Source organism: Streptomyces sp. NBC_00435 (genome assembly GCF_036014235.1).
Lineage (GTDB): Bacteria > Actinomycetota > Actinomycetes > Streptomycetales > Streptomycetaceae > Streptomyces.
On sequence record NZ_CP107924.1, the window covers coordinates 3,504,466 to 3,524,568 of the forward strand.

Consider the following 20,103-nt stretch of genomic DNA (forward strand, 5'->3'; position numbering starts at 1 on the left):
GCTCAGCTGCCCCCCAGCCGGAAGCGGAAGAAGGAGGCCGCGGTGCGGGCCAGGATCCACAGGTCCTGCCACAGCGACCAGGTGTCGATGTAGTGGTTGTCGAAGCGGGCCCGGTCCTCGATGGAGGTGTCCCCGCGCAGGCCGTTGATCTGGGCGAGGCCGGTGATGCCGACGGGCATCCGGTGGCGTGCCTCGTACCCGGGGTGGAGGCTGCTGAACTTCGCTACGAAGAACGGCCGTTCGGGACGCGGACCGACCAGGCTCATGTCACCCCGGACGACGTTCCACAGCTGCGGCAGCTCGTCCAGGGAGGACTTGCGCAGGAAGGAGCCGACCGGGCTCATCCGGCAGTCCCCGGCCACCGTCCACCGGGTCGCGGACTCGTGCGCGTCGGCGCGCAGGGTACGGAACTTCAGCAGGGTGAAGGGGCGTCCGTACAGGCCGACCCGCTCCTGCCGGAAGATCACCCCCGGCCCGTCGGAGACCCGGACGGCGAGCGCGCAGAGGCCCATCACGGGCGCGGCGGCGAGCAGCGCGACCGAGGCGAGCAGGGAGTCGATGGCGCGCTTCGCGTACCGCTCCAGCGGCCGCGCGGGGCGCGGCAGCAGCGGCTGGACGGCGTAGCCCCACAGCTGGTCGGCGGGCTCGGCGACGCGCATGCCGGTGATCTTCGCGGTGCCCGCCGGGTCGGCGAGCCAGAGCCTGCAGCCGTGGTCGTGGAAGAGCCGGACCAGAGAGGCGGTGCGCTCGTCGGCCTCGGGCGGGCGGGTGAAGACGGCGTGGCGGACGGAGTTCTGGATGACGGCCCGCCGGATGTCCTCGTGGGTGGCGAGTACGGGAACCCCCGCCACCCCGTCGCCGTCCGCTCCGGTGTCGGCGAGCCCGACGGGAAGCAGCCCGTAATCGGGGCGCCCGTGCAGGGCCGCGGCCACCGCGCTCGCCCCGGCGCCGGGTCCGACGACCAGGGCCGAGGCGGGCCGGCGGGCACGGGTGCGACGGCGGAGTTGGTTGACGAAGCCCCGCCCGGCACAGGCCAGTACGACCTGGAGGCAGACGGCGCCGAGCAGCGCGCCCCAGCTCAGGGCCTCGCCCGGGGCGGCGGCCGCCAGCACGGCGGCGACCCCGCACCACAGCACGGCTCCCCGCCCCGCGAGGGCGGGCAGCTCCAGGAGCGCGGAGGGGGCGAGCCGCGGCCGATACAGCCCGGCCCGCGCGTGCAGCGCGGCCAGCACCGCGGCGAGGGGCACGGCCGCCTCGACCGGTAGTTCCAGTCCGGGCACCGCGGCGGCCGTCACCACGACGGCCAGCGCGTCGGCGGTCAGCAGCGGGGCGATCCCGTCCCGACGGCGGACCCGTTTCGGCCGGACGGCGGAGCGGGCCTGGTCGGCCTTGGGCCCGCGCGGCGGGTGGATGGCGGTCACGGAACGGCGGACGGCGGTGGTACCGGCAGCGCCGATGCCGGTGCCGCCGGCGGTACTCGTACTGGTGGTGCCGGTGCCTGCGGCGGGCCCCGTACCGCCCTGCCCGGTGTGCCGGGCGGGTGCGCTGTCCATCGTCATCGGCTGATGCGCTCCTGGTTCAAGGGCCGGGGCCTGCCCAGCAGTTCGTGATACAGACCGGTGACCGCGTCCGTGGTGCGCCGCACGTCGAATTCCATCCGCGCGTGCCGCTCGGCCTGCTCCCCGAGTTCGGCGAGCAGCCGCGGCTCGGCGAGCAGCCCGCCCAGGGCCTTGGCCAGCGCCGCCGGGTCCTCCGGTTCCACCAGGCACAGCCGCCGCTGGCCGGGCGGGAGGCTCTCCCGGGCACCACTGACGTCGGAGACCAGGACCGGCCGGCCGCAGGCCATGGCTTCGAGCGGGGCGAGCGCCATTCCTTCCCACCGCGACGGCAGTACAACGAGATCGGCGGCCCGAAGCCACGGTCGGATGTCGAAGGCGGCCCCCGCGAAGTGGACTCCGGGCGGTGCCGCGCGGCGCAGCCGTTCCGTGTCGGGGCCGTCGCCGACCAGCACGAGGCGTGCTCCGGGTACGGCCGCGCGCAGCTCCGACCAGGCCCGCAGCAGGATGTCCTGTCCCTTCTGCTGGCAGAGCCGGCCGACGCAGACGGCGAGCGGGCCGTCGCTCAGAAAGGTTTCGGGCAGGGGGAGTTCGGCGCGCGCCCGGGCCTTGTCCTTGACCGGGTCCGGGTCGCCGGGGCGGAAGTGGCCCAGATCGACTCCGTTGCGGATCACCGACCAGTGGGCGTCGATCCCCTCGGACTCGCCGGTGCGGCGTTCGGCGTCGCTGACGCAGAGCACCCGGTCGGCCCAGCGGGCCCCGAACCGCTCCCAGCGCAGCGCGAGCGCGGCGGTGGCCCCGCCCACGGCGTCGAACGACCAGGCGTGCGGCTGGAAGACGGTCGGGACGGAGCCGCGCACGGCGAGCCGTCCGGCGAGGCCGGCCTTGGCACTGTGGGCGTGCAGGACGTCGGGCCGGACCCGTGCGATCAGGCGGCGTGCGCCGAGGACTTCGGCGGCCAGGCCCGGTCCCGGGGCCCGTCCGGCGCGCCAGGTGAGCACCTCGGCCCCGGCTTCCCGGGCGGCCGACTCGAGCTGTCCGCCGCGCGGGCAGCCGACGACGGTGCGCAGTCCGGCGGCGGACTGGGCGCGGACGAGGTCGACGACGACCCGGGCGACCCCGCCGTCGACCGGCTGGACGAGGTGGAGGACCACCGGTGCCCGGCCGGGCACCGGTGAGGAGGGTGCGGAAGGGGAGGGAGATGAGGAAGGAGGAGGTTGTGTCGGCACGTGGAGCGGTCTCCTGCGTTCAGCGGCGCGCGTCTGTCTGAACGAAGAGCACACCGAGGAAATGACCCTGGCTTTCGCCCGTGAACCCGAAGGTCAGGCTGTGGGCGCCACCGGACAGCGCGGGGCTCAGATCGAACACGTCCGCGTCATATCCGAGGTTATTCATATGTTCGGGCTGTCGCACGAACGAGGGATGCCCGAATTCCGTGATCGTGGAATTCATAACATCATTAAAAGGATTTTCTCCATCACTGAGGTTGATCCGGCGCCCGCTGTCGGCGGTCACCGTGAGTGAGTCTCCGAGCGCCCCGCGGTCCCCGTCGTACCCGACCACCCCGGCCTTGCCCCGGGCCCCCGGCGCCGCGTCCAGACCGGTGATCCCCACCGTCTCGCCCGCCGCCTCGCCGGCCCCCGCCGCCAGCCCCTCGAACCCGTCCCAGACCGAGACCCTGCGCACCGGCTCCTGCGGGTGCTCGTAGGCCACCACCAGCGTCCAGCCGCCCCAGGCCCCGGTGCCCGAGTGCCCCATGGCGATGTTCAGCTGGGCCACCGTCCACATCCCGGCGCCGCCCTTGCGGACCAGCGGGGTGACGTCGGCGGAGGCCTGGTAGGCATCACTGGCCGCGTCGCTGCGGTGCCCGACCACCGTGTCGGCCAGCACTTCCTTGTACGCGCCGCCCGGCTCGGCGACGAGCACCCGACCGTTGTCCTCCGGCGGCTTCTGCTCGCCGACCCGCAGGTTCCCGCCCCAGTACAGGCGGGCGTACGAGACCTTCGCGCCCTGCGGGACCTTGAGCTCGGCCCGGGTGGAGTTGTAGGTGTCCGGGTCCTTGTCGACCTCGTCGTAGAACATCTCGTAGTCGCCGTTGGTGCCCGCCGCACCCTTGTTGACCTCGGCGCACGGCTCGGCCTGCTCGGCCTCCTGCGCGCGGCAGCCGATGGACGAGTTCGAGGCCCGGACCAGGCCGCCGTGCTGCACGGCCTGGTAACGCTGGGTGAAGGGAATCCGGGTCGCCTCCCTGATCAGCGGGGCGCCCGGGCCCGGCGGGGCCGCCGCGCCCGCCACGGGCACGTTCACCGAAAGCGTGAGGCAGGACAGCAGGCCGAGCGTGCCGAGGATTCTGCGGGAGGAACCCATGACCCCGTCTCCATTTTTCGATCAAGGGGACAAAACAGGAGTGAACTTTGTCAGAAATCAGGAGGGAAATCACGCCGGACTCGCTCATACGGCCTTTTGGGCGATAGCACGCACCCTCGGACCGGGCGGGTCGTTATGCGTGTGCGCCTTGTTCGAGCAGAAAGGGAAATCGGAGATGACGAAGAGGCTGGTGCGCGGCACCACCATCGCGGCCGCGGGGGCCGCGATGCTGCTGGGCGGCGCGGGCCTCGCCTCCGCGTACGGCGGCGACGGCGCGACGGCGAACGGCCTCACCGGTGAGGCCCCCGGTGTCCTGAGCGGCAGCCTGCTCCAGGTCCCGGTCGACGTCCCGGTCAACGTCTGCGGCAACACCGTCGACGTGATTGCCCTGCTGAACCCGGCGTTCGGCAACACCTGCGTCAACGCCTGACGTCAACCGTGCTGCCCGAAACTTCGGCATCCGAGTGAAGACACGCAACCCAAACCACGGTTGCGCCGTTGATCCGAGTGCTTGAGTACCGGGCAATCCTGTCAAAAAAGGGACGATCATGATCAAGAAGTTTGCGGCTGGCGCAGCGGTTGCCGCCTCGTTCGTCGGTCTGGGTGCCGCCATGGCCCCGCAGGCCATGGCCATCGGCAACGACAGCGGCATCAACACCGTGAACGGCAACGGGGCCTCGCAGATCTACGGCAACCAGGCCACCTACGGCAACATGAGCCCGCAGATGGCGCTGATCCAGGGATCCTTCAACAAGCCCTGCATCGCCCTGCCCGCCAAGGCCAACGTCCAGTCCGTCCTGGCCCTGGTCAACGTCGGCGTCCAGGACATCCCCGTCCTGTCCAGCCCGCAGAACCAGCAGTGCACCGAGAACTCCACCCAGGCCAAGGGCGACGAGGCTCTCTCGCACATCCTCAGCAACATCCCGGTCCTGTCCGGCAACGCCTCCGCCGGCAGCTGACAGCACCCCGCGCACCGCGCCAGTGGGGCCGTCGCACCTTCGGGTCGCGGCGGCCCCGCCGCATGTCGGGACCCGAATTGCGATCCGGATGAATCCGGACAGAATTCAGGGCGCACGGGCATCTGAGTGAATTGCCGACACGCCCGCAAAAATCCCCGGTTTCTTTTTCCGGACCCACTCGTTGTTATTTCTGCAGCGGATAGACCTCTGCGGGAAGGAATCGAAAAAAAATGACGTACAAGAAGGCAGTGGTGCTCGCCGCCGGCATTCTCATGGCCGCCGGTGCCGCCTCCCCCGCCATGGCTGACGCGGCCGCCGAGGGCCAGGCCGTGAACTCCCCCGGCGTCCTGTCCGGCAACGTGCTCCAGGTCCCGGTCCACGTCCCGGTCAACGTCTGCGGCAACACCGTCAACGTGATCGCGCTGCTGAACCCGGCGTTCGGCAACACCTGCGTCAACGCCTGACGAAGCGCCTGTGCCCGCAAGGGCAGACCTCCTCGGGGTGGCCTCGGAGTGCACGGCGGTGCACTCCGAGGCCACCTTCGATTCAGCACCGGCCGCCGTGCCGGTAGACAGGGAAGGACCCATGCGACAGGTACTGAGCCGACAGGTACTGGGCAAGGGGGTGCTCACCGCGGCCGCTGCGTCCAGTCTGCTGTCGATCGCGACCGGCGCGGCGTACGCGCAACCCGGGGCGATGGCCGAGGCCTCCCATTCACCGGGTGTGCTGGCCGGCAACAGCGTCTCGGTACCGATCACCTTCTCGCCGAACGTGTGCGGCAACACCGTGGACGCCGGAGCGGGCCTGAACCCCGCGATGGGCAACAACTGCGCCACCACGACCGGCTCCGACGCCGGGTACGACTACGAGCGCTACCTCAGCCCGGAGCAGGCGGAACAGTTCGGGCGCTACCTCGACGAGCGCGAAGCACGCCACGACCACGACCGCGGCGGCTACGGCGAGCGGGGGCCGGAGCAGCAGGGCGGCTACGGCGACGACCGCGCGCCGGAACACCAGGGCGGCTACGGCGACGACCGCGGACCGGAGCACCAGGGCGGCTACGGCGGCCACGGCGACGACCGCGGACCCGGGCACCACGGCGGCTACGGGGACTCGGGCGGCCCGAGTGAGGAGGAGTGCGACGACCACCCGGCTCCGGAGCAGCCCCAGCCGAGGCCGCAGCACCCGCCGAAGCCGCACGCCGACCACCCGCCGGCCCCGGCTCCGCACCACGCGCCGCCCGCACCCAAGCCCCGGCCGAAGCCCCTGCCGAGGCCCGGGGCGGAGCACCCGGCGCCCGCGCCCGTACACGAGGCTCCCGCACCGCAGCCGGCGCCCGCGCCGCTGCCCGCCCCGGCACCGGCGCCGGCGCCCGTCCAGGAGGCTCCCAAGCCGCTCCCGGCGCCCGCCCCCGCGGCGGAGGAGGCCCCGCACACGCTCCCCGCCCCGGCGCCCGTCGAGCAGGAGGCTCCCGCGCCGATGCCGCCGCGCGGCAGCCAGTTCGAGGAGCACCCGGCACCGGTCCCCGCGCCCGCCCCGGCCCCCGAGGTCGTCCGGCCGGCCGACCAGCCTCCGGCGGCCCCGGCCGGTGACCTTCCCGTCACGCTGCCGCAGGCTCCACAGCCCGCCCCGGCCCCGGCTCCCGCCCCGGCCCCGGCCCCGGCCCCCGCGCCCACGCCGATGGCCGTCCCCGCCCCCGCGCGGGCGGCCGCACCGGAGCTGGCCGCGACCGGCGCCGGGCAGACCGGCGCCGCGGCGGCCCTCGCCTCGGCGCTGATCCTGGGCGGAGCCATTCTGTACCGCCGGTCCCGAATCGCCTGACGGCAATACGGCTAATCGGAAGAAATATCGGCCGGAGAATCCATTGTCGGATTCTCCGGCCGTTGCCGTTGCCGTGTTCGGTTCCGCGTTTCCGTAGCGGCGGGGAATCGTTAGCCAGGTCGAAAGTGGCGCGACGGTCGCCACTGGCACCCCTGAAAAAGGATTCGACAATGAAGCTCTCGAAGGTCGCCGCAGTCGTCGTCGGCTCCGTCGCCGCCCTCGGCGCCGCCTCCCCCGCTTTCGCCACCGAGGCGCCGGCCGTCCCCATGAGCCTGACGAGCGGGCTGACGGAGGTCACGAACGCCGTCAACCCCGTCTCGGAGGCGCTGCCGCAGACCGTGGGCAACGGGCTGGCCGAGCAGGGCGAGAGCGTGCAGAAGGTCGTGACCACCGCCCAGAAGGTCAACGAGGTCCGCAACGACGCGCCGGGCGAGGTGATGCACCTCGCGAACGGGGCCACCCAGGCGTCCCCGCTGCTCGGCGGTGTGAAGCTCAACGGCGGCGCGAACCACTGACGGAGCCGTTCCGTTCTCCTGCCGACATGACTGTGGGCGCCACCGGCGAGGCCGGGGCGCCCACAGTCGTTTGGTGCGTCTGACGTCAGTCGTTGACGCAGGTGTTGCCGAACGCCGGGTTCAGCGCACCGATGACGTTCACGGAGTTGCCGCAGACGTTGACCGGGACGTGGACCGGGACCTGAGCCAGGTTGCCCGAGAGGACACCGGGGGAACCCACGGCCGCGCCCTCGGCCGACGAGTCGGCCATGGCGGAGCCGGCGGCACCGGCCGCAGCGAGACCAGCGGTGGCCAGGACCAGGGCGGCCTTCTTGGCAGTGTTCATGGGAAGTGCACCTTCTCTTCGATGTTCCGCCCCGGTTCCGGGGCTCACATCGAGCGAAACGGTCCAGCATCCCAGACGACACGGTTCCGCACGCGATCAGACCTGTTCAGCCCAATAGTCGTAACCGCGTGCGAATCCGTTTGAGGGTCCGGACCCGTTACGGGAGGAAGTCCGGGAGGTCCGGGACGATGTCCAGCGGCGGCAGGGCCGGCACCGCGGGGATCGCCCCGGGTACCGCCGGAACCGCTGGAACCGCCGCCGCGGGCGGAGCCGCGGGATCGGCGACCGGGAGCGCCGGGATCTCGGGGATCGTGGGGATCTCCGGGATCGCCGGGATCGCCGGGATCGCCGGGATCGCGGGGAGCGGGATCTTGGGGATCGCCGGAATGGCCGGCATGGCCGGGAGCTTGGGCAGTTCGATCGCGGGGATCTTGACCCCCGGGAGCAGGGTGCCCAGGCTCGCCGTCAGGTCGGCCAGGATCTTGGAGACCGATGCGAGCAGGTCGTCGAGGGGACCCGCCGCCGCCACCCTCCGGTCGATCTTCTCCTGGGCTGTCGCAACCCGGTTGGCGGCCGCACCGGCACCCTCGGCGGCCACCGCGGGGGCCACCGCGCCAGTGAGTATGACGACCGCGAGTGCCGACGGAACGAGGACGCGGATGCGGGAGGCCTTGGTGCGGTGCATGGATGTTCCTTCTCCTGGTCGCTCAAAAGCGGACCCGAGCGATCCGCCTCCTTACCCACCGTGCGAAGGTGTTCTACGGACCGCAACAGGAAGACCGGGCCCTCACCGCCACTGCGGGGTGCGTACGGGCTTCGCGCAGGCGTCCGGGAGCGGCTCACCCCACCCGGGGAAAACCTGCCCGTCGGCAGGCCGTTTGAGTGAAGCAGCGGAACCAACCCTCCGGGAGGACAGTTGATCAGGGCGCTCCACTAGTGGGCACTCGTGCGACAAAAGGATCAAGATGCTCAAGAAGATCATGACTGCTGCCGCGGTCACCGCCGCCGCCGTCGGCGCGGGCGCTGCTGTTGCGGCCCCGGCCATGGCCATCGGCAACGACAACGGGATCAACACCGTCAACGGAAACGGTGCCCAGCAGATCTACGGCAACCAGAAGACCGCCGGCGACATGAGCCCGCAGCTCGGCCTCGTCCAGGGCACGCTGAACAAGCCCTGCATCGGCCTGCCGGCCAAGGTCAACGCGCAGTCCCTCGTCGCCCTGGTCAACGTCGGCGTCCAGGACATCAACGTCCTGTCCAACCCGCAGAACCAGCAGTGCACCGAGAACTCCACCCAGGCCAAGGGCGACGAGCCGCTCTCGCACATCCTGGACAACATCCCGGTCCTGTCGGGCAACGGCTCCGTCGGCAGCTGATCTCCGCTCCCGTTCGCGGTCCGGGCACCTGGACCCCGTGGAGCGATGTAGTGACGTAGCGATGCGGTGATGTGACGAGGGCCCCGGCAGCCTCCAGCTGCCGGGGCCCTCGCGTGTCGCCGGCCCCTTTCGCCGACGGGCGCGGTCAGCCGGTCCAGAACTCCCACCACCGGGTCAGGATCAGCATCCCGATCACACCCGTGTGCAGGGCGGGCGGGGCCCAGCCGAACTCGGCGAAGAAGCCGCGCAGCGGGGCCGGCGCGGGCAGGATCCCCGTACGGACGGTGTGCGCCGTGACCGCCCAGAACATCAGCAGGGTGGCCACCCAGGTCAGGCAGCACCACAGACAGAGCGCGTTGATCTCGTAGAGCGACTGGACCATGAGCCAGGAGCAGAATCCGACACCGAAGAGCATTCCGGCGTTGAGTCCCAGCCAGAACCAGCCGCGGTGGCGGGCGCCGGCCAGCAGGCCCGCGCCGACGCACACGACCGCCCCGTAGGCGACCAGCCCCAGCAGGGGGTTCGGGAAACCGAAGGCCGCCGCCTGCTCGCTCGTCATCACGCTGCCGCAGGACACGACGGGGTTGAGGCTGCAGGCGGGCTTGAAGTCCGGATCCTCCAGCAGCAGGAACTTGTCCAGGGTGATGACCCAGGCGGCCAGCACTCCGGCGGCCCCGGTCAGCACCAGCAGCCAGGCCAGCGCACGGGATGCCGCCTGCGGTTCCGCGTCGTCGCGATGGTGGGGCCGGCCCTGCTGGCGGGGGACGCCCACGGTATTCGTTGCCATACGGTCATGGTCCCGCCCTTGCAGCCGGGATCCGGTCCAACCATGCTCATCCCCATGGAGGTTGACCTGAAGGGGTGGCGGGAACCCCCGATGCTTCCCGGACGTTTTACCGAACCCCGGACGTGATGTCAGACCCAGGGGCTACGTTGAGCTTCCGCGAAGTGACAAGCTGCGACGGCCTGGAGACCCACCTTGAGCGATCCGTACGAGACAACCGAGGCGCACCTCGAGCGACTCCTGGGCCGCGCCCTCAACTCCTTCGACCTGCCGGACCGGTTGGTCGAGCGCCTGGGGACGGCGCTCGCCCACAGTTCTTCGCTCCACACCACCCGCCACAGTCCGGCGGCGGGATCCTGGCGGGAGATCCGCCGGCACGTGTACCTGCTGTCCGACGGTGAGTCCGTGTCCCTGTGGGAGTTGGCGCACCGCAGGGGAAGCGGCCTCTCCATACGGTTCGAGGTCTTCGCCAGCAAGGCGGAGACCTGCCTCGCGGTGGCCCGGCTGTTCGGCGAAGCCCCCTCGCAGGTGGCCCGGGACCTCACGGAGGTGGCGGCCGAGGTGGAGCCGGAGAGCGACATCGCGGTGCTGAGCGCGCTGTTCGCCAACCCGACCCCGGCCCAGCGGCACCGCGGGTACGCGGTGGAGGAGTCCGCGGACCACGCCCGCCGGGTACTGCGGCGCGCGGAGAACCCGGACCGGCCGGGCGAGCGGGTGGCGCTGCTCCTGCGCTCGGCGTACGCGCACCGGATCACGCAGGCGTTCGGCACCCGGCAGTGCCTCCTCGACGGGCGGGACGCCGGCTTCAGCCTGTACGAGCACGCCTTCGTCCTGCTGGACGGCGGTGAGTTCAGCCTGTGGGAGGTCGAGCACACGGCGACGCCCGACGGGCGGCACATGTGCGAGGTGTACGAGACCGAAGCGGCCGCGCGCGGAGCCATGGAGCTCCGCGCGCGGGTGAGGTGAGGTGACCGCCGGGCCTGGTGGGGTTACGCGGCCGCGGTGACCTTCGCGGGCTCGGCCGGGGCCGCCTCCCCGGCTGCCGCGTCCTGGGTCAGGGGGGACGTGTCCTGCTTGCGCATCCCCTTGAGGAGGATGACCAGACCGGCGGTGGTGGCCGTACCGGCGGCGATGGCGATCAGGTAGAGCAGCGGGTTGCCGATCAGCGGGATCACGAAGATGCCGCCGTGCGGGGCCCGCAGGGTGCACTCGAAGGCCATCGAGAGCGCTCCGGTGACCGCCCCGCCGGCCATGGCGGCGGGAATCACGCGCAGCGGATCGGCCGCGGCGAAGGGGATGGCGCCCTCGCTGATGAAGGAGGCGCCGAGGAACCAGGCGGCCTTGCCGTTCTCGCGTTCGGTCCTGGAGAAGAGCCGGCCGCGGACCGTGGTGGCCAGTGCCATCGCGAGCGGCGGCACCATGCCGGCCGCCATCACGGCGGCCATGACCTTGAGGCTGCCCTCGTTGGGGGTGGCGAGGCCGCCGATCGCGAAGGCGTAGGCGACCTTGTTCAGCGGGCCTCCCAGGTCGAAGCACATCATCAGGCCGAGGATCACGCCGAGGATGATCGCGTTGGCGCCGGAGAGGCCGGACAGCCAGTCGGTCAGGGCCTGCTGGAGCGAGGCGACGGGCTTGCCGACGACCAGGAACATCAGGAACGCGGTGACGACCGAGCCGATGAGCGGCAGCACGACGACGGGCATGATCCCGCGCAGGGCGGTGGGGATCCTCAGCTTCTGGACGGCGAGGACGGTGCCGCCCGCGATGAGGCCGGCGATCAGACCGCCGAGGAAGCCGGCGTTGATGGTCAGGGCGACGGCGCCGCCGACGAAGCCGGGCACCAGACCCGGTCGGTCGGCCATGCCGTAGGCGATGTAGCCGGCGAGGACGGGGACCAGGAAGCCGAAGGCGAGGCCGCCGGTCTGGAACAGCAGCGCGGCCCAGCTGGCGGCCTCGGTCCAGACGAAGTGCTCGGCGACCGAGGGGGCGGTGTTGATCTCGTACCCGCCGATGGCGAAGGCGAGTGCGATGAGGAGCCCGCCCGCGGCGACGAAGGGGACCATGTAACTGACGCCGGACATCAGCCAGGTGCGGAGTTTGACGCCGTAGCCGTCCCGCGGTTCCCCGGCCTGCTCGACGGGGGTCGGGCCGCTGTCGGTGACTTCCCCGCGTTCCGCCTTGTCCCGGGCCTCCCGGAGGAGTTCGGCGGGGCGGTTGATGCCCGCCTTGACGCCTACGTCGACGGTGGGCTTGCCGGTGAAGCGGGCGCGTTCCCTGACCGGGACGTCGTGGGCGAAGACGACCGCGTCGGCGTTGGCGATGGCTTCCGGGGTGAGCTTGGTGAAGCCGGCCGATCCCTGGGTTTCGACCTGGATGTCGATTCCGGCCTCGGCCGCGGCCTGCTGGAGGGACTCGGCGGCCATGTAGGTGTGCGCGATCCCGGTGGGGCAGGAGGTGACGGCCACGATCCGGAACGGGTGCCCTGCGGGGCTCTCCCCCGCCCCGTCCCTTCCCGGAACCGGGGCTTCGTCCCGGGCCCTTTCAAAGGCTCCGGCCCCGGACCCCCGCACAGCGGTGGGCGTGGGCCCGCCCGCCACGAGGGCCGCTGCTTCGTCCGGGGTGGTGCTGGCACGCAGGGCGGCGACGAACTCCGGTCGCATCAGGCGGCGGGCCAGGGAGGAGAGGATCGACAGGTGGGCGTCGTCCGCACCGGCGGGGGCCGCTATCAGGAAGATCAGGTCCGCGGGGCCGTCCGGGGCACCGAAGTCGATCGCGGACGGGGCGCGGCCGAAGGCCAGGGTGGGGGCCGAGACGTGTGCGCTGCGGCAGTGCGGGATGCCTATCCCGCCCTCCAGGCCGGTCGGCATCAGCGCTTCGCGCGCCGCCACGTCCGCCAGGAAGCCGTCCAGGTCGGTGACCCGGCCCAGGGCCACCATCCGTTCGGCGAGGGCACGTGCCGCCCCCTCCTTGGACTCGGCGGACAGGTCGAGGTCGACCAGTTCGGGGGTGATCATCTCGCTCATCGCTCGTCGCTCATTTCGGACAGGGGGAGGTCCAGGGGCAGGTCCTGGGTGATGTGGACCTGGTCGGGCCGCAGGTCCGGGGGGGCCGGCATGGCGCTGCCGGGCAGCTGGACCGCGGCCGCGCCGTGGGCCAGGGCCGAGGCGAGGGCCGCGGGCCCCGTACCGCCCGCGATCAGGAAACCGGCGAGGGAGGCGTCGCCCGCGCCGACGTTGCTGCGGACCGAGGAGACGGCGGCCGTGCCGTAGTACGTGCCCTCCTCGCAGACCAGGAGCTGGCCGTCCGCGCCCAGGGAGGCGAGGACCGCGGCCGCGCCCAGGGAGCGCAGCTCCTCCGCCGCCTTGACCACGTCGCCGAGAGTGGCCAGCGGGCGTCCCACCGCCGCGGCCAGCTCCGAGGCGTTCGGCTTGACGACGTCCGGTCGGGCCGGCAGCGCCGCGAGCAGCGCCGGGCCGGAGGTGTCCAGGGCGATGCGGGTGCCCGCCGCGTGGGCGCGGGCGACGATGTCGGCGTACCACTCGGGCGACAGGCCGCGCGGGAGGCTGCCGCAGCAGGCGATCCAGGCGGCGCCGCCTGAGCAGGTACGGACCGTCTCCAGGAGGAAGGCCGATTCCTCGGGCGTCAGTTCGGGGCCAGCCGCGTTGATCTTGGTGAGGGTGCCGTCCGGTTCGGCGACCGAGATGTTGGAACGGGTCTGGCCGGCGATGGAGACCGCCGTGACGTCCACGCCCTGGGTGCTGAGGAGTTCGGCGATCAGCGCGCCCGGCGCGCCGCCGAGCGGAAGGACCGCCGTCGTACGGACTCCCGCGGCGGCCACCGCGCGCGAGACGTTCACGCCCTTGCCACCGGGGTCCACCCGGTCGGCTGTGGCGCGCAGTACCTCACCGCGGTCCAGCGAGGGGACCTCGTAGGTCCGGTCGAGGGAGGGGTTGGGGGTGACGGTGAGGATCATACGAGCACAACTTCCGTACCGGCGGCCTCGATCGCCGCCTTCTGAGCGGGGTCGAGCCCCGGGTCGGTGATGAGGAGGTCCACGTCCGCGAAGGAGCCGAAGCACGCGAAGTGCTCCTGGCCCGCCTTGGTGGAGTCCGCGAGGAGGACGACGCGTCGGGCGGCGGCGATCGCGGCCCGCTTGACGGCGGCCTCGGCGAGGTCGGGGGTGGTCAGACCGCCGTCCGCCGTGAACCCGTTGGTGGCGAGGAAGAGGACGTCGGCGCGGATCTCCGCGTACGCGCGCAGCGCCCAGGCGTCCACGGCGGCCCGGGTGCGGTGCCGGACCCGGCCGCCGACGAGGTGGAGGTCGATGCCGGTGTGGTCGGCGAGCCGGGCGGCCACGGGCAGCGCGTGGGTGACCACGGTGAGCCCGGCGTCCGGCGCCGACCGGGAGATCGCCGCCGCCAGGCGGGCCACGGTACTGCCGGCGTCGAGGACGGCACTGCCGCCGTCGGGGAGCTCGGCGAGGGCGGCGGCCGCGATGCGGTCCTTCTCGTCGGCGGCGGTGGCCTCGCGCTCGGTGAGGTCCGGCTCGAAGTCGAGGCGGCCGGCCGGGATGGCACCGCCGTGCACCCGGCGGACGAGGCCGGCCCGGTCCAGGGCCTTCAGGTCGCGGCGCACGGTCTCCGCCGTGACCTGGAACTGCTCGGCCAGGGACAGGACGTCGACCCGGCCGGCCTCGTGGGCGAGGCGGAGGATCTCCTGCTGGCGCTCCGGTGCGTACATGTGGTTTCAGATCCGTTCGATGCCCGACTCTGTGGGTTCTCTTGTACCGTACGCCCGTTTCCAGCTAAAAACAAAATAAACGGGCACGTCCGCCAACAGAAGCGGACATGCCCGTTCGTGGTGTGCGCGGTGTGCGCGGGGTGTGCCTGGTGCTAGGCCGCCGGGACCTTCTCGGCGGACGGCTCGCCCTCGTGCTCCGAGCCGCCCTCGCGCTGCTCCATGGGGACCGCCTTGCGGGGCAGCATGAACATCACGGCGAAGATCACGACCAGGACGGCCACGACCCACCACAGCGCGTTGCGGAAGGCCTCGACGTACGGCGGCCCGAAGACCAGGTCGTTGTCGATGACCCCGAAGAAGACCACGGAGGTCAGGCCGAGGCCCAGCGCGTTGCCCATCTGGCCGGTGGTGTTGATCAGGCCGGACGCCGAGCCCGCGTGCTCGCGCGGCACCTCGGACAGCACGGTGTCGGTCAGCGGCGCGATGATCAGGCCCATGCCCGCGCCCATGACGATCAGCGGGGCGGCCATCTGCCAGGAGGCGATGCCCATCCCGTAGCGGTCCGACTCCCAGATGTAGAGGAGTACGCCCGCCGCCATGACCAGCGCGCCGGCCTGGAGCACCTTGCGCCCGAAGCGCGGTACGAGCTTCTGTACGGACATGCCCGCGGCGGCCGAGACGGCCAGGGAGAACGGGATGCCGGTGGTGCCGGCCTTCAGGGCGCTCCAGCCGAGGCCCATCTGCATGTAGAGCGTCCAGACCAGGAAGAAGATGCCGGTCGCGATGCCGAAGGTCAGCTGGACGGCGACGCCGCCCGCGAAGCTCTTGACCTTGAAGAGGGAGAGCTCGACGAGCGGGGAGCCGTCCTTGCGGATCTTGAACTTCTCGTAGGCGATGAAGGCGCCGAAGACCAGGGGCGAGGCGATCATGCAGACGAAGCCCCACACCGGCCAGTCGTTCTCGCGGCCGTGGGTGAGCGGGAAGATCAGCATGACCAGGGCGAGGGTGGCGAGCACGACGCCCACCAGGTCCAGCCGCAGCGCCTTGGGGGCCTTGGACTCGGAGATGAACTTGCGGCCCAGGATCACGCCGGCGATGCCGACGGGCAGGTTGATCAGGAAGATCGGGCGCCATTCGAGGCCGAGGATGTTCCACTCGGTGAGCAGCGCTCCGAGCATCGGGCCCGAGACGGCGCCGAGGCCGACGATCGCGCCGAACATGCCGAAGACCTTGCCGCGCTCGTGCGGCGGGAAGGTGACGTGGATGATCGCGAGCACCTGCGGGACCATCATGGCGGCCATGCCGCCCTGGAGGATGCGGGCGGCGACGAGCACGTCGGGGCTGGGTGCGATGCCGCACAGCAGCGAGGCGGTGGTGAAGCCGGCTATGCCGATGAGGAACAGGCGCTTGCGGCCGTAGATGTCACCGAGACGGCCGCCGGTGATCAGGCCGGCGGCGAAGGCGAGCGCGTAGCCGGCGGTGATCCACTGGATGGCGCTGGTGGAGGCGCCGAGGTCCCCGCGCATCCGGGGTATCGCGATGTTGACGATCGTGACGTCGACCAGGTCCATGAAGGCGGCGGTCATCACGATGGCGAGCGCGAGCCAGCGGCGGCGGTCGCCGGCGGTGCTGCCGGTCTGCGCTACCGCGGCGGCGCCGGTGGTGCTGGTCTCTGCGGGGGGATCGGTCCGCTCTTCTTGTACGGGCCCGTTCTTTCCTTCGGGCGATGACTGGGTCGTCTCGGTGCTCATGAGGAGAAACCTAGACGGCATGTAGGTCAGTCGGTGTCCTATTTGGCTGGCAACCTTGAATCCATGACCGATACCCCGGCCCGGCTCCTCACCCTGCTCTCCCTGCTGCAGACCCCGCGCGAGTGGCCCGGCAGCGAGCTGGCGGAGCGGCTGCGGGTGAGCGCCCGGACGATCCGGCGCGATATCGACCGGTTGCGGGAGCTGGGGTACCCGGTGGAGGCCACGCTCGGCTCCGAGGGCGGCTACCGGCTGGTGGCGGGGGCGGCGATGCCGCCGCTGGTACTGGACGACGAGGAGGCCGTCGCGATCGCGGTGGGACTGCGGGCGGGGGCCGGGCACGCGATCGAGGGGGTCGAGGAGGCCTCCGTACGGGCCCTCGCGAAGCTGGAACAGGTCCTGCCGGGGCGGCTGCGGCACCGGGTGAGCGCGCTGCAGTCGGCGACGGTCGCGCTGACGCGGGGGGACGGGGCGAGCGTGGACCCGCGGACGCTGACCGTGATCGCGTCGGCGGTGGCGGGGCAGGAGCGGCTGCGGTTCGCGTACCGCGCGCGGGACGGGGTGGCCTCGCGGCGGCTGGTCGAGCCGTACCGGCTGGTCAGCACCGGGAGCCGGTGGTACCTCGTGGCCTACGACATGGAGCGCGAGGACTGGCGGACCTTCAGGGTGGACCGGGTGGGCGAGCCGTGCGCGACGGGGGCGAGGTTCGTGGGGCGCGGGCTGCCCATGGAGGCGGTGGAGTTCGTCCGGCGGGGGCTGCGGGGCGGCGAGACGTACCGGGTCGAGGTGACCTTCGCCGGGCCCCTCGGGGAGTTGCCGGGGTGGGTGCGGGAGCTCGCGGGCCCGGGCGGATCCGGCCCCGGGGGCTCCGGCCCCGAGGGAGGCGGGGTCCGGGTGGGGTTCGATTCGTCGGACTCGCCGGAGTGGCTGGCGGCGCGGCTGGGGCTGGTGGGGGTGCCATTCACCGTGCACGGGCCGGCGTTCCTGGCGGAGGCGGCGGGGGCGCTCGGAGCGCGGCTCACGGGGGCGGCGGGCCCCTGAGGCGGCCCGCGGGGGCCCGGCCCCGCGCCAAGGCGGGGAAAGAGGGGAGCCCCCGGCACCTGGGGGGGATAGGTACCGGGGGCTCGTTCTCGGGGTCAGGCCGCCGCGTCGAAGCCTGTGTCGCGGGCCATCCGCTTCAGCTCGAGGAGCGCGTGCTTCTCGATCTGCCGGATCCGTTCGCGGGTCAGGCCGTGCTGCTTGCCCACCTCTGTCAGCGTACGCTCACGGCCGTCCTCGATGCCGTAGCGCATCTTGATGATCGACGCCGTCCGCTGGTCCAGCTTGCCCAGCAGGTCCTCCAACTCCTCGCTGCGCAGGAGGGACAGGACGGACTGCTCCGGGGAGATCGCGGAGGTGTCCTCCAGGAGGTCGCCGAACTGGGTGTCGCCGTCCTCGTCCACGCCCATGTTCAGGCTGACCGGGTCGCGCGCCCAGTCCAGGACGTCGCCGACCCGCTTCTCCGTGGTGTCCAGCTCGGCGGCGATCTCCGCGTGCTCCGGGTCCCGGCCGTTCTCACGGTTGAACTCGCGCTGGACCCGGCGGATCCGGCCGAGCTCCTCCACCAGGTGGACGGGGAGCCGGATGGTGCGGGACTGGTCCGCGATGGAGCGGGTGATGGCCTGGCGGATCCACCACGTGGCGTACGTGGAGAACTTGAAGCCCTTGGCGTAGTCGAACTTCTCGACCGCGCGCACCAGGCCGGCGTTGCCCTCCTGGATCAGGTCGAGGAGCGGCAGACCGCTGCGCGGGTAGCGGCGGGCGACCGCGACGACCAGGCGGAGGTTGGAGCGGATGAAGACTTCCTTCGCACGCTCACCTTCGGCGGCCAGGGCCTCGAGCTCCTCCTGGGAGGGCTTCTTGCCCTTGCGCTCTATCGCGCCGTCGAGGATCTGCTGGGCGTAGACGCCCGCCTCGATGATCTGCGAGAGCTCCACTTCCTTGGCGGCGTCGAGCAGCGGGGTGCGTGCGATCTCGTCCAGGTACATCCCGACCAGGTCGCGGTCTGCGATCTCCCCGCTCGCAGCGCGAGCGCTGCTCGTGGACTGACGACGGGCGACGGCGCGGGTTGCCATGCGTGCTCCCTTGCGATGAGTTCGGTCGCGGTGCTGCGGCTGCCGGGACACTCTCCCGAGTGCCCGCTTCCGAAGGAAACAACGACTGGAATCGGGACAGAATTCCCACGTTGCTCCCTCTTTTTCGAGATCTTGCAGTATCCTGCCCCGCTACTCCCCGATCCGAGAGGATCCGCGATACCCTCCGAGCTCGAAGAGGTGCAGGTCAGGCCAGGAGTGGAGGCCGATCTCGAAGGCCTCACGGACCTGCACGACCACTACGTCCGTGAGACGGCCGTCACATTCGACACGGCCGCTTTCACCCCGGATCAGCGCCGCCCGTGGCTGCACTCCCACCCCAAAGACGGCCCGCACCGGCTTCTGGTTGCCTGGACTGGCGATCGAATCGCCGAATAAGCCACAAGCAGCCAATTTCACCCCAAAGCGGCCTACGACACCTCGGTGGAGGTCAGCGTCCACCTCGCCCCGCACGCGGTGGGCCGGGGCATCGGCGGCCTGCTGGACGAATCCCTCTTCGCGGCGCTCGCCACGGAGCCGGCCATCGGGGAGGACGTCACCGGTCCGGGCCGGAGTGGCGGGTAGCGACCCCCGGGCAGGCGTGGCAGGCCCGCGCACCCGACTGGGTCCACCACTTGCAGGACCGGCGGAGGTGACAGGCGGGCAGGGGGGCCGCCGGTGCTGGGGCGGCGGTCAGGCGGGTGGCCAGGGTGCAGGTGTCGCCCGCGCGGTTGAGGCAGTACGGGACGCAGTGCGAGGCCAGGCGGAGCAGGCGGCGCGGCTCGGCGGTGGGCGGGAGTCCGGCCAGGGCTTCGGCGGCCGGGCGCGGGACCGGGAGGTAGGCCGGGGGCCCGTCGAGGCCGTCGCGGACCGCCAGGACCAGCGACTCCGCCGCGTAGGCCGAGCCGCTGGGGCACCAGAGCGGGCCGGCCGGGTCCGCGGCGCGGCCGGCGCCGCGGCTGGAGGGCTTCACCGGGTCATGGCGGCGGCTAGCCGAACTGCAGGGAGCGCTTCGAGAGGCCCATCCAGAAGCCCGAGACCGGGGTGGAGGCCGTGGCGAGCTCGGATTCCGCCGCGCCCAGGGTGACGAACAGCGGGGCGAAGTGCTCCGTGCGCGGGTGGGCCAGCCGGCCCGCCGGGGACTTGGCCTCGAAGTCCAGCAGGGAGTCGACGTCGGAGGCGGCCAGCGCCTCCTGGCCCCACTCGTCGAACTCCGCGGACCAGCCGGGGACTCCCGGGCCGGTGTGGCGAAGGGCGGCCAGGTTGTGGGTGAAGAAGCCGCTGCCCACGATGAGGACTCCCTCGTCGCGCAGCGGGGCCAGCTTGCGGCCGATGTCCATCAGGCGGCGCGGGTCCAGCGTCGGCATGGATATCTGGAGCACCGGGATGTCGGCCGCCGGGAACATCTCCACCAGCGGGACGTACGCGCCGTGGTCCAGGCCCCGGTCGGGGATGTCCTGGACCGGGGTGCCCGGGGCCTTCAGCAGCTTGCGGACCGCCGCGGCCAGCCCGGGAGCGCCCGGAGCCCCGTAGCGGACCAGGTAGTAGTGCTCGGGGAAGCCCCAGAAGTCGTGGACCAGCGGGACCGGCTCCGTGGCGCCGAGGGCGAGCGGGGCCTCCTCCCAGTGCGCGGAGACCATCAGGATCGCCCGGGGCCGGGGCAGGTCCGCGGACCAGGCGGCCAGTTCGCCGGGCCAGACCGGGTCGTCCGCCAAGGGCGGGGCTCCGTGGCTCAGGTACAGCGCCGGCATCCGGCCGGTACCGGGCTTCGTGGCTTCGGAGGTCGTCATCAGGGGCTCCA

General features: G+C 72.0%; 21 protein-coding genes and 1 pseudogene. 9 read left to right on the forward strand and 13 right to left on the reverse strand.

Annotated elements, in window-relative coordinates:
* Nucleotides 1-2: 2 nt before the first annotated feature.
* The 3 genes from OG389_RS15945 to OG389_RS15955 form a co-directional block, all read right to left on the reverse strand.
* Nucleotides 3-1,559 (reverse strand): exopolysaccharide biosynthesis polyprenyl glycosylphosphotransferase, encoded by a 1,557-nt coding sequence (locus tag OG389_RS15945; RefSeq protein WP_443059285.1) that lies wholly within the window; start codon nt 1,557-1,559, stop codon nt 3-5.
* Nucleotides 1,556-2,728 carry a glycosyltransferase gene (locus OG389_RS15950; protein WP_328299149.1) on the reverse strand — a complete coding sequence of 391 codons (1,173 nt, stop codon included), beginning with the start codon at nt 2,726-2,728 and terminating at the stop codon, nt 1,556-1,558. The genes OG389_RS15945 and OG389_RS15950 overlap by 4 nt, the downstream gene beginning before the upstream one ends.
* A 76-nt stretch (nt 2,729-2,804) precedes the next feature.
* A complete protein-coding gene (locus OG389_RS15955; RefSeq protein ID WP_328299150.1) occupies nt 2,805-3,923 on the reverse strand; it encodes a DUF3344 domain-containing protein in 1,119 nt (372 codons plus the stop codon).
* A 175-nt stretch (nt 3,924-4,098) separates the two neighbouring features.
* Here OG389_RS15955 and OG389_RS15960 point away from each other — a divergent pair, with 175 nt between their 5' ends.
* From OG389_RS15960 to OG389_RS15980, 5 genes are all read left to right on the forward strand, one after another.
* Complete coding sequence (locus OG389_RS15960; protein ID WP_328299151.1) at nt 4,099-4,353, forward strand: chaplin; 255 nt, start codon at nt 4,099-4,101, stop codon at nt 4,351-4,353.
* A 118-nt stretch (nt 4,354-4,471) separates the two neighbouring features.
* Complete coding sequence (locus OG389_RS15965; RefSeq protein ID WP_328299152.1) at nt 4,472-4,882, forward strand: rodlin; 411 nt, start codon at nt 4,472-4,474, stop codon at nt 4,880-4,882.
* A 230-nt stretch (nt 4,883-5,112) separates the two neighbouring features.
* Nucleotides 5,113-5,346 (forward strand): chaplin, encoded by a 234-nt coding sequence (locus OG389_RS15970; protein ID WP_328299153.1) that lies wholly within the window; start codon nt 5,113-5,115, stop codon nt 5,344-5,346.
* Nucleotides 5,347-5,467: 121 nt separating this feature from the next.
* On the forward strand, nt 5,468-6,703 hold the full coding sequence (locus OG389_RS15975) for a chaplin (RefSeq protein WP_328299154.1): 1,236 nt from the start codon (nt 5,468-5,470) through the stop codon (nt 6,701-6,703).
* A 170-nt stretch (nt 6,704-6,873) separates the two neighbouring features.
* Nucleotides 6,874-7,218, forward strand: a complete 345-nt coding sequence (locus tag OG389_RS15980) for a hypothetical protein (protein ID WP_328299155.1) — start codon at nt 6,874-6,876, stop codon at nt 7,216-7,218.
* Nucleotides 7,219-7,303: 85 nt separating this feature from the next.
* Here the strand turns inward: OG389_RS15980 and OG389_RS15985 are convergent, their stop codons facing one another.
* Both OG389_RS15985 and OG389_RS15990 read right to left on the reverse strand, forming a co-directional pair.
* Nucleotides 7,304-7,543: a chaplin gene (locus OG389_RS15985; protein WP_328299156.1), complete on the reverse strand. Its 240-nt coding sequence runs from the start codon at nt 7,541-7,543 to the stop codon at nt 7,304-7,306.
* A gap of 157 nt (nt 7,544-7,700) precedes the next feature.
* A complete protein-coding gene (locus OG389_RS15990; RefSeq protein ID WP_328299157.1) occupies nt 7,701-8,228 on the reverse strand; it encodes a hypothetical protein in 528 nt (175 codons plus the stop codon).
* Between the two features lie 280 nt (nt 8,229-8,508).
* On the opposite strand from OG389_RS15990, the gene OG389_RS15995 reads away from it, so the two are divergent.
* On the forward strand, nt 8,509-8,919 hold the full coding sequence (locus OG389_RS15995) for a rodlin (RefSeq protein ID WP_328299158.1): 411 nt from the start codon (nt 8,509-8,511) through the stop codon (nt 8,917-8,919).
* A gap of 145 nt (nt 8,920-9,064) precedes the next feature.
* On the opposite strand, the gene OG389_RS16000 is transcribed toward OG389_RS15995, so the two are convergent.
* Nucleotides 9,065-9,706 (reverse strand): vitamin K epoxide reductase family protein, encoded by a 642-nt coding sequence (locus tag OG389_RS16000; RefSeq protein WP_328299159.1) that lies wholly within the window; start codon nt 9,704-9,706, stop codon nt 9,065-9,067.
* A gap of 192 nt (nt 9,707-9,898) precedes the next feature.
* On the opposite strand from OG389_RS16000, the gene OG389_RS16005 reads away from it, so the two are divergent.
* Nucleotides 9,899-10,669 carry a DUF6227 family protein gene (locus tag OG389_RS16005; protein WP_328299160.1) on the forward strand — a complete coding sequence of 257 codons (771 nt, stop codon included), beginning with the start codon at nt 9,899-9,901 and terminating at the stop codon, nt 10,667-10,669.
* A gap of 23 nt (nt 10,670-10,692) precedes the next feature.
* Here the strand turns inward: OG389_RS16005 and OG389_RS16010 are convergent, their stop codons facing one another.
* The 4 genes from OG389_RS16010 to OG389_RS16025 all read right to left on the reverse strand — a co-directional run bounded on the left by OG389_RS16010 (nt 10,693) and on the right by OG389_RS16025 (nt 16,194).
* On the reverse strand, nt 10,693-12,726 hold the full coding sequence (locus OG389_RS16010) for a PTS fructose transporter subunit IIABC (protein ID WP_328299161.1): 2,034 nt from the start codon (nt 12,724-12,726) through the stop codon (nt 10,693-10,695).
* Nucleotides 12,723-13,676: a 1-phosphofructokinase gene (pfkB, locus tag OG389_RS16015; protein WP_328299162.1), complete on the reverse strand. Its 954-nt coding sequence runs from the start codon at nt 13,674-13,676 to the stop codon at nt 12,723-12,725. The genes OG389_RS16010 and pfkB overlap by 4 nt, the downstream gene beginning before the upstream one ends.
* A complete protein-coding gene (locus OG389_RS16020; protein ID WP_328299163.1) occupies nt 13,673-14,443 on the reverse strand; it encodes a DeoR/GlpR family DNA-binding transcription regulator in 771 nt (256 codons plus the stop codon). The genes pfkB and OG389_RS16020 overlap by 4 nt, the downstream gene beginning before the upstream one ends.
* A 152-nt stretch (nt 14,444-14,595) precedes the next feature.
* On the reverse strand, nt 14,596-16,194 hold the full coding sequence (locus OG389_RS16025; RefSeq protein ID WP_443059286.1) for an MFS transporter: 1,599 nt from the start codon (nt 16,192-16,194) through the stop codon (nt 14,596-14,598).
* A gap of 63 nt (nt 16,195-16,257) precedes the next feature.
* Here OG389_RS16025 and OG389_RS16030 point away from each other — a divergent pair, with 63 nt between their 5' ends.
* Complete coding sequence (locus OG389_RS16030) at nt 16,258-17,232, forward strand: helix-turn-helix transcriptional regulator (RefSeq protein ID WP_328299164.1); 975 nt, start codon at nt 16,258-16,260, stop codon at nt 17,230-17,232.
* 95 nt (nt 17,233-17,327) lie between these two features.
* On the opposite strand, the gene OG389_RS16035 is transcribed toward OG389_RS16030, so the two are convergent.
* Nucleotides 17,328-18,305 carry a sigma-70 family RNA polymerase sigma factor gene (locus OG389_RS16035; RefSeq protein WP_328299165.1) on the reverse strand — a complete coding sequence of 326 codons (978 nt, stop codon included), beginning with the start codon at nt 18,303-18,305 and terminating at the stop codon, nt 17,328-17,330.
* A gap of 177 nt (nt 18,306-18,482) precedes the next feature.
* Between OG389_RS16035 and OG389_RS16040 the strand changes: the two are divergent.
* Nucleotides 18,483-18,839, forward strand: a pseudogene (locus tag OG389_RS16040) (GNAT family N-acetyltransferase); the annotation flags it as partial.
* A gap of 19 nt (nt 18,840-18,858) precedes the next feature.
* On the opposite strand, the gene OG389_RS16045 reads toward OG389_RS16040, so the two are convergent.
* Together OG389_RS16045 and OG389_RS16050 are read right to left on the reverse strand one after the other, a co-directional pair.
* The gene (locus OG389_RS16045) at nt 18,859-19,275 is read right to left on the reverse strand and encodes a hypothetical protein (protein WP_328299166.1); all 417 of its coding nucleotides are present in this window, start codon (nt 19,273-19,275) and stop codon (nt 18,859-18,861) included.
* 16 nt (nt 19,276-19,291) lie between these two features.
* Nucleotides 19,292-20,092, reverse strand: a complete 801-nt coding sequence (locus tag OG389_RS16050) for a dioxygenase family protein (RefSeq protein ID WP_328299167.1) — start codon at nt 20,090-20,092, stop codon at nt 19,292-19,294.
* Nucleotides 20,093-20,103 lie beyond the last annotated feature (11 nt).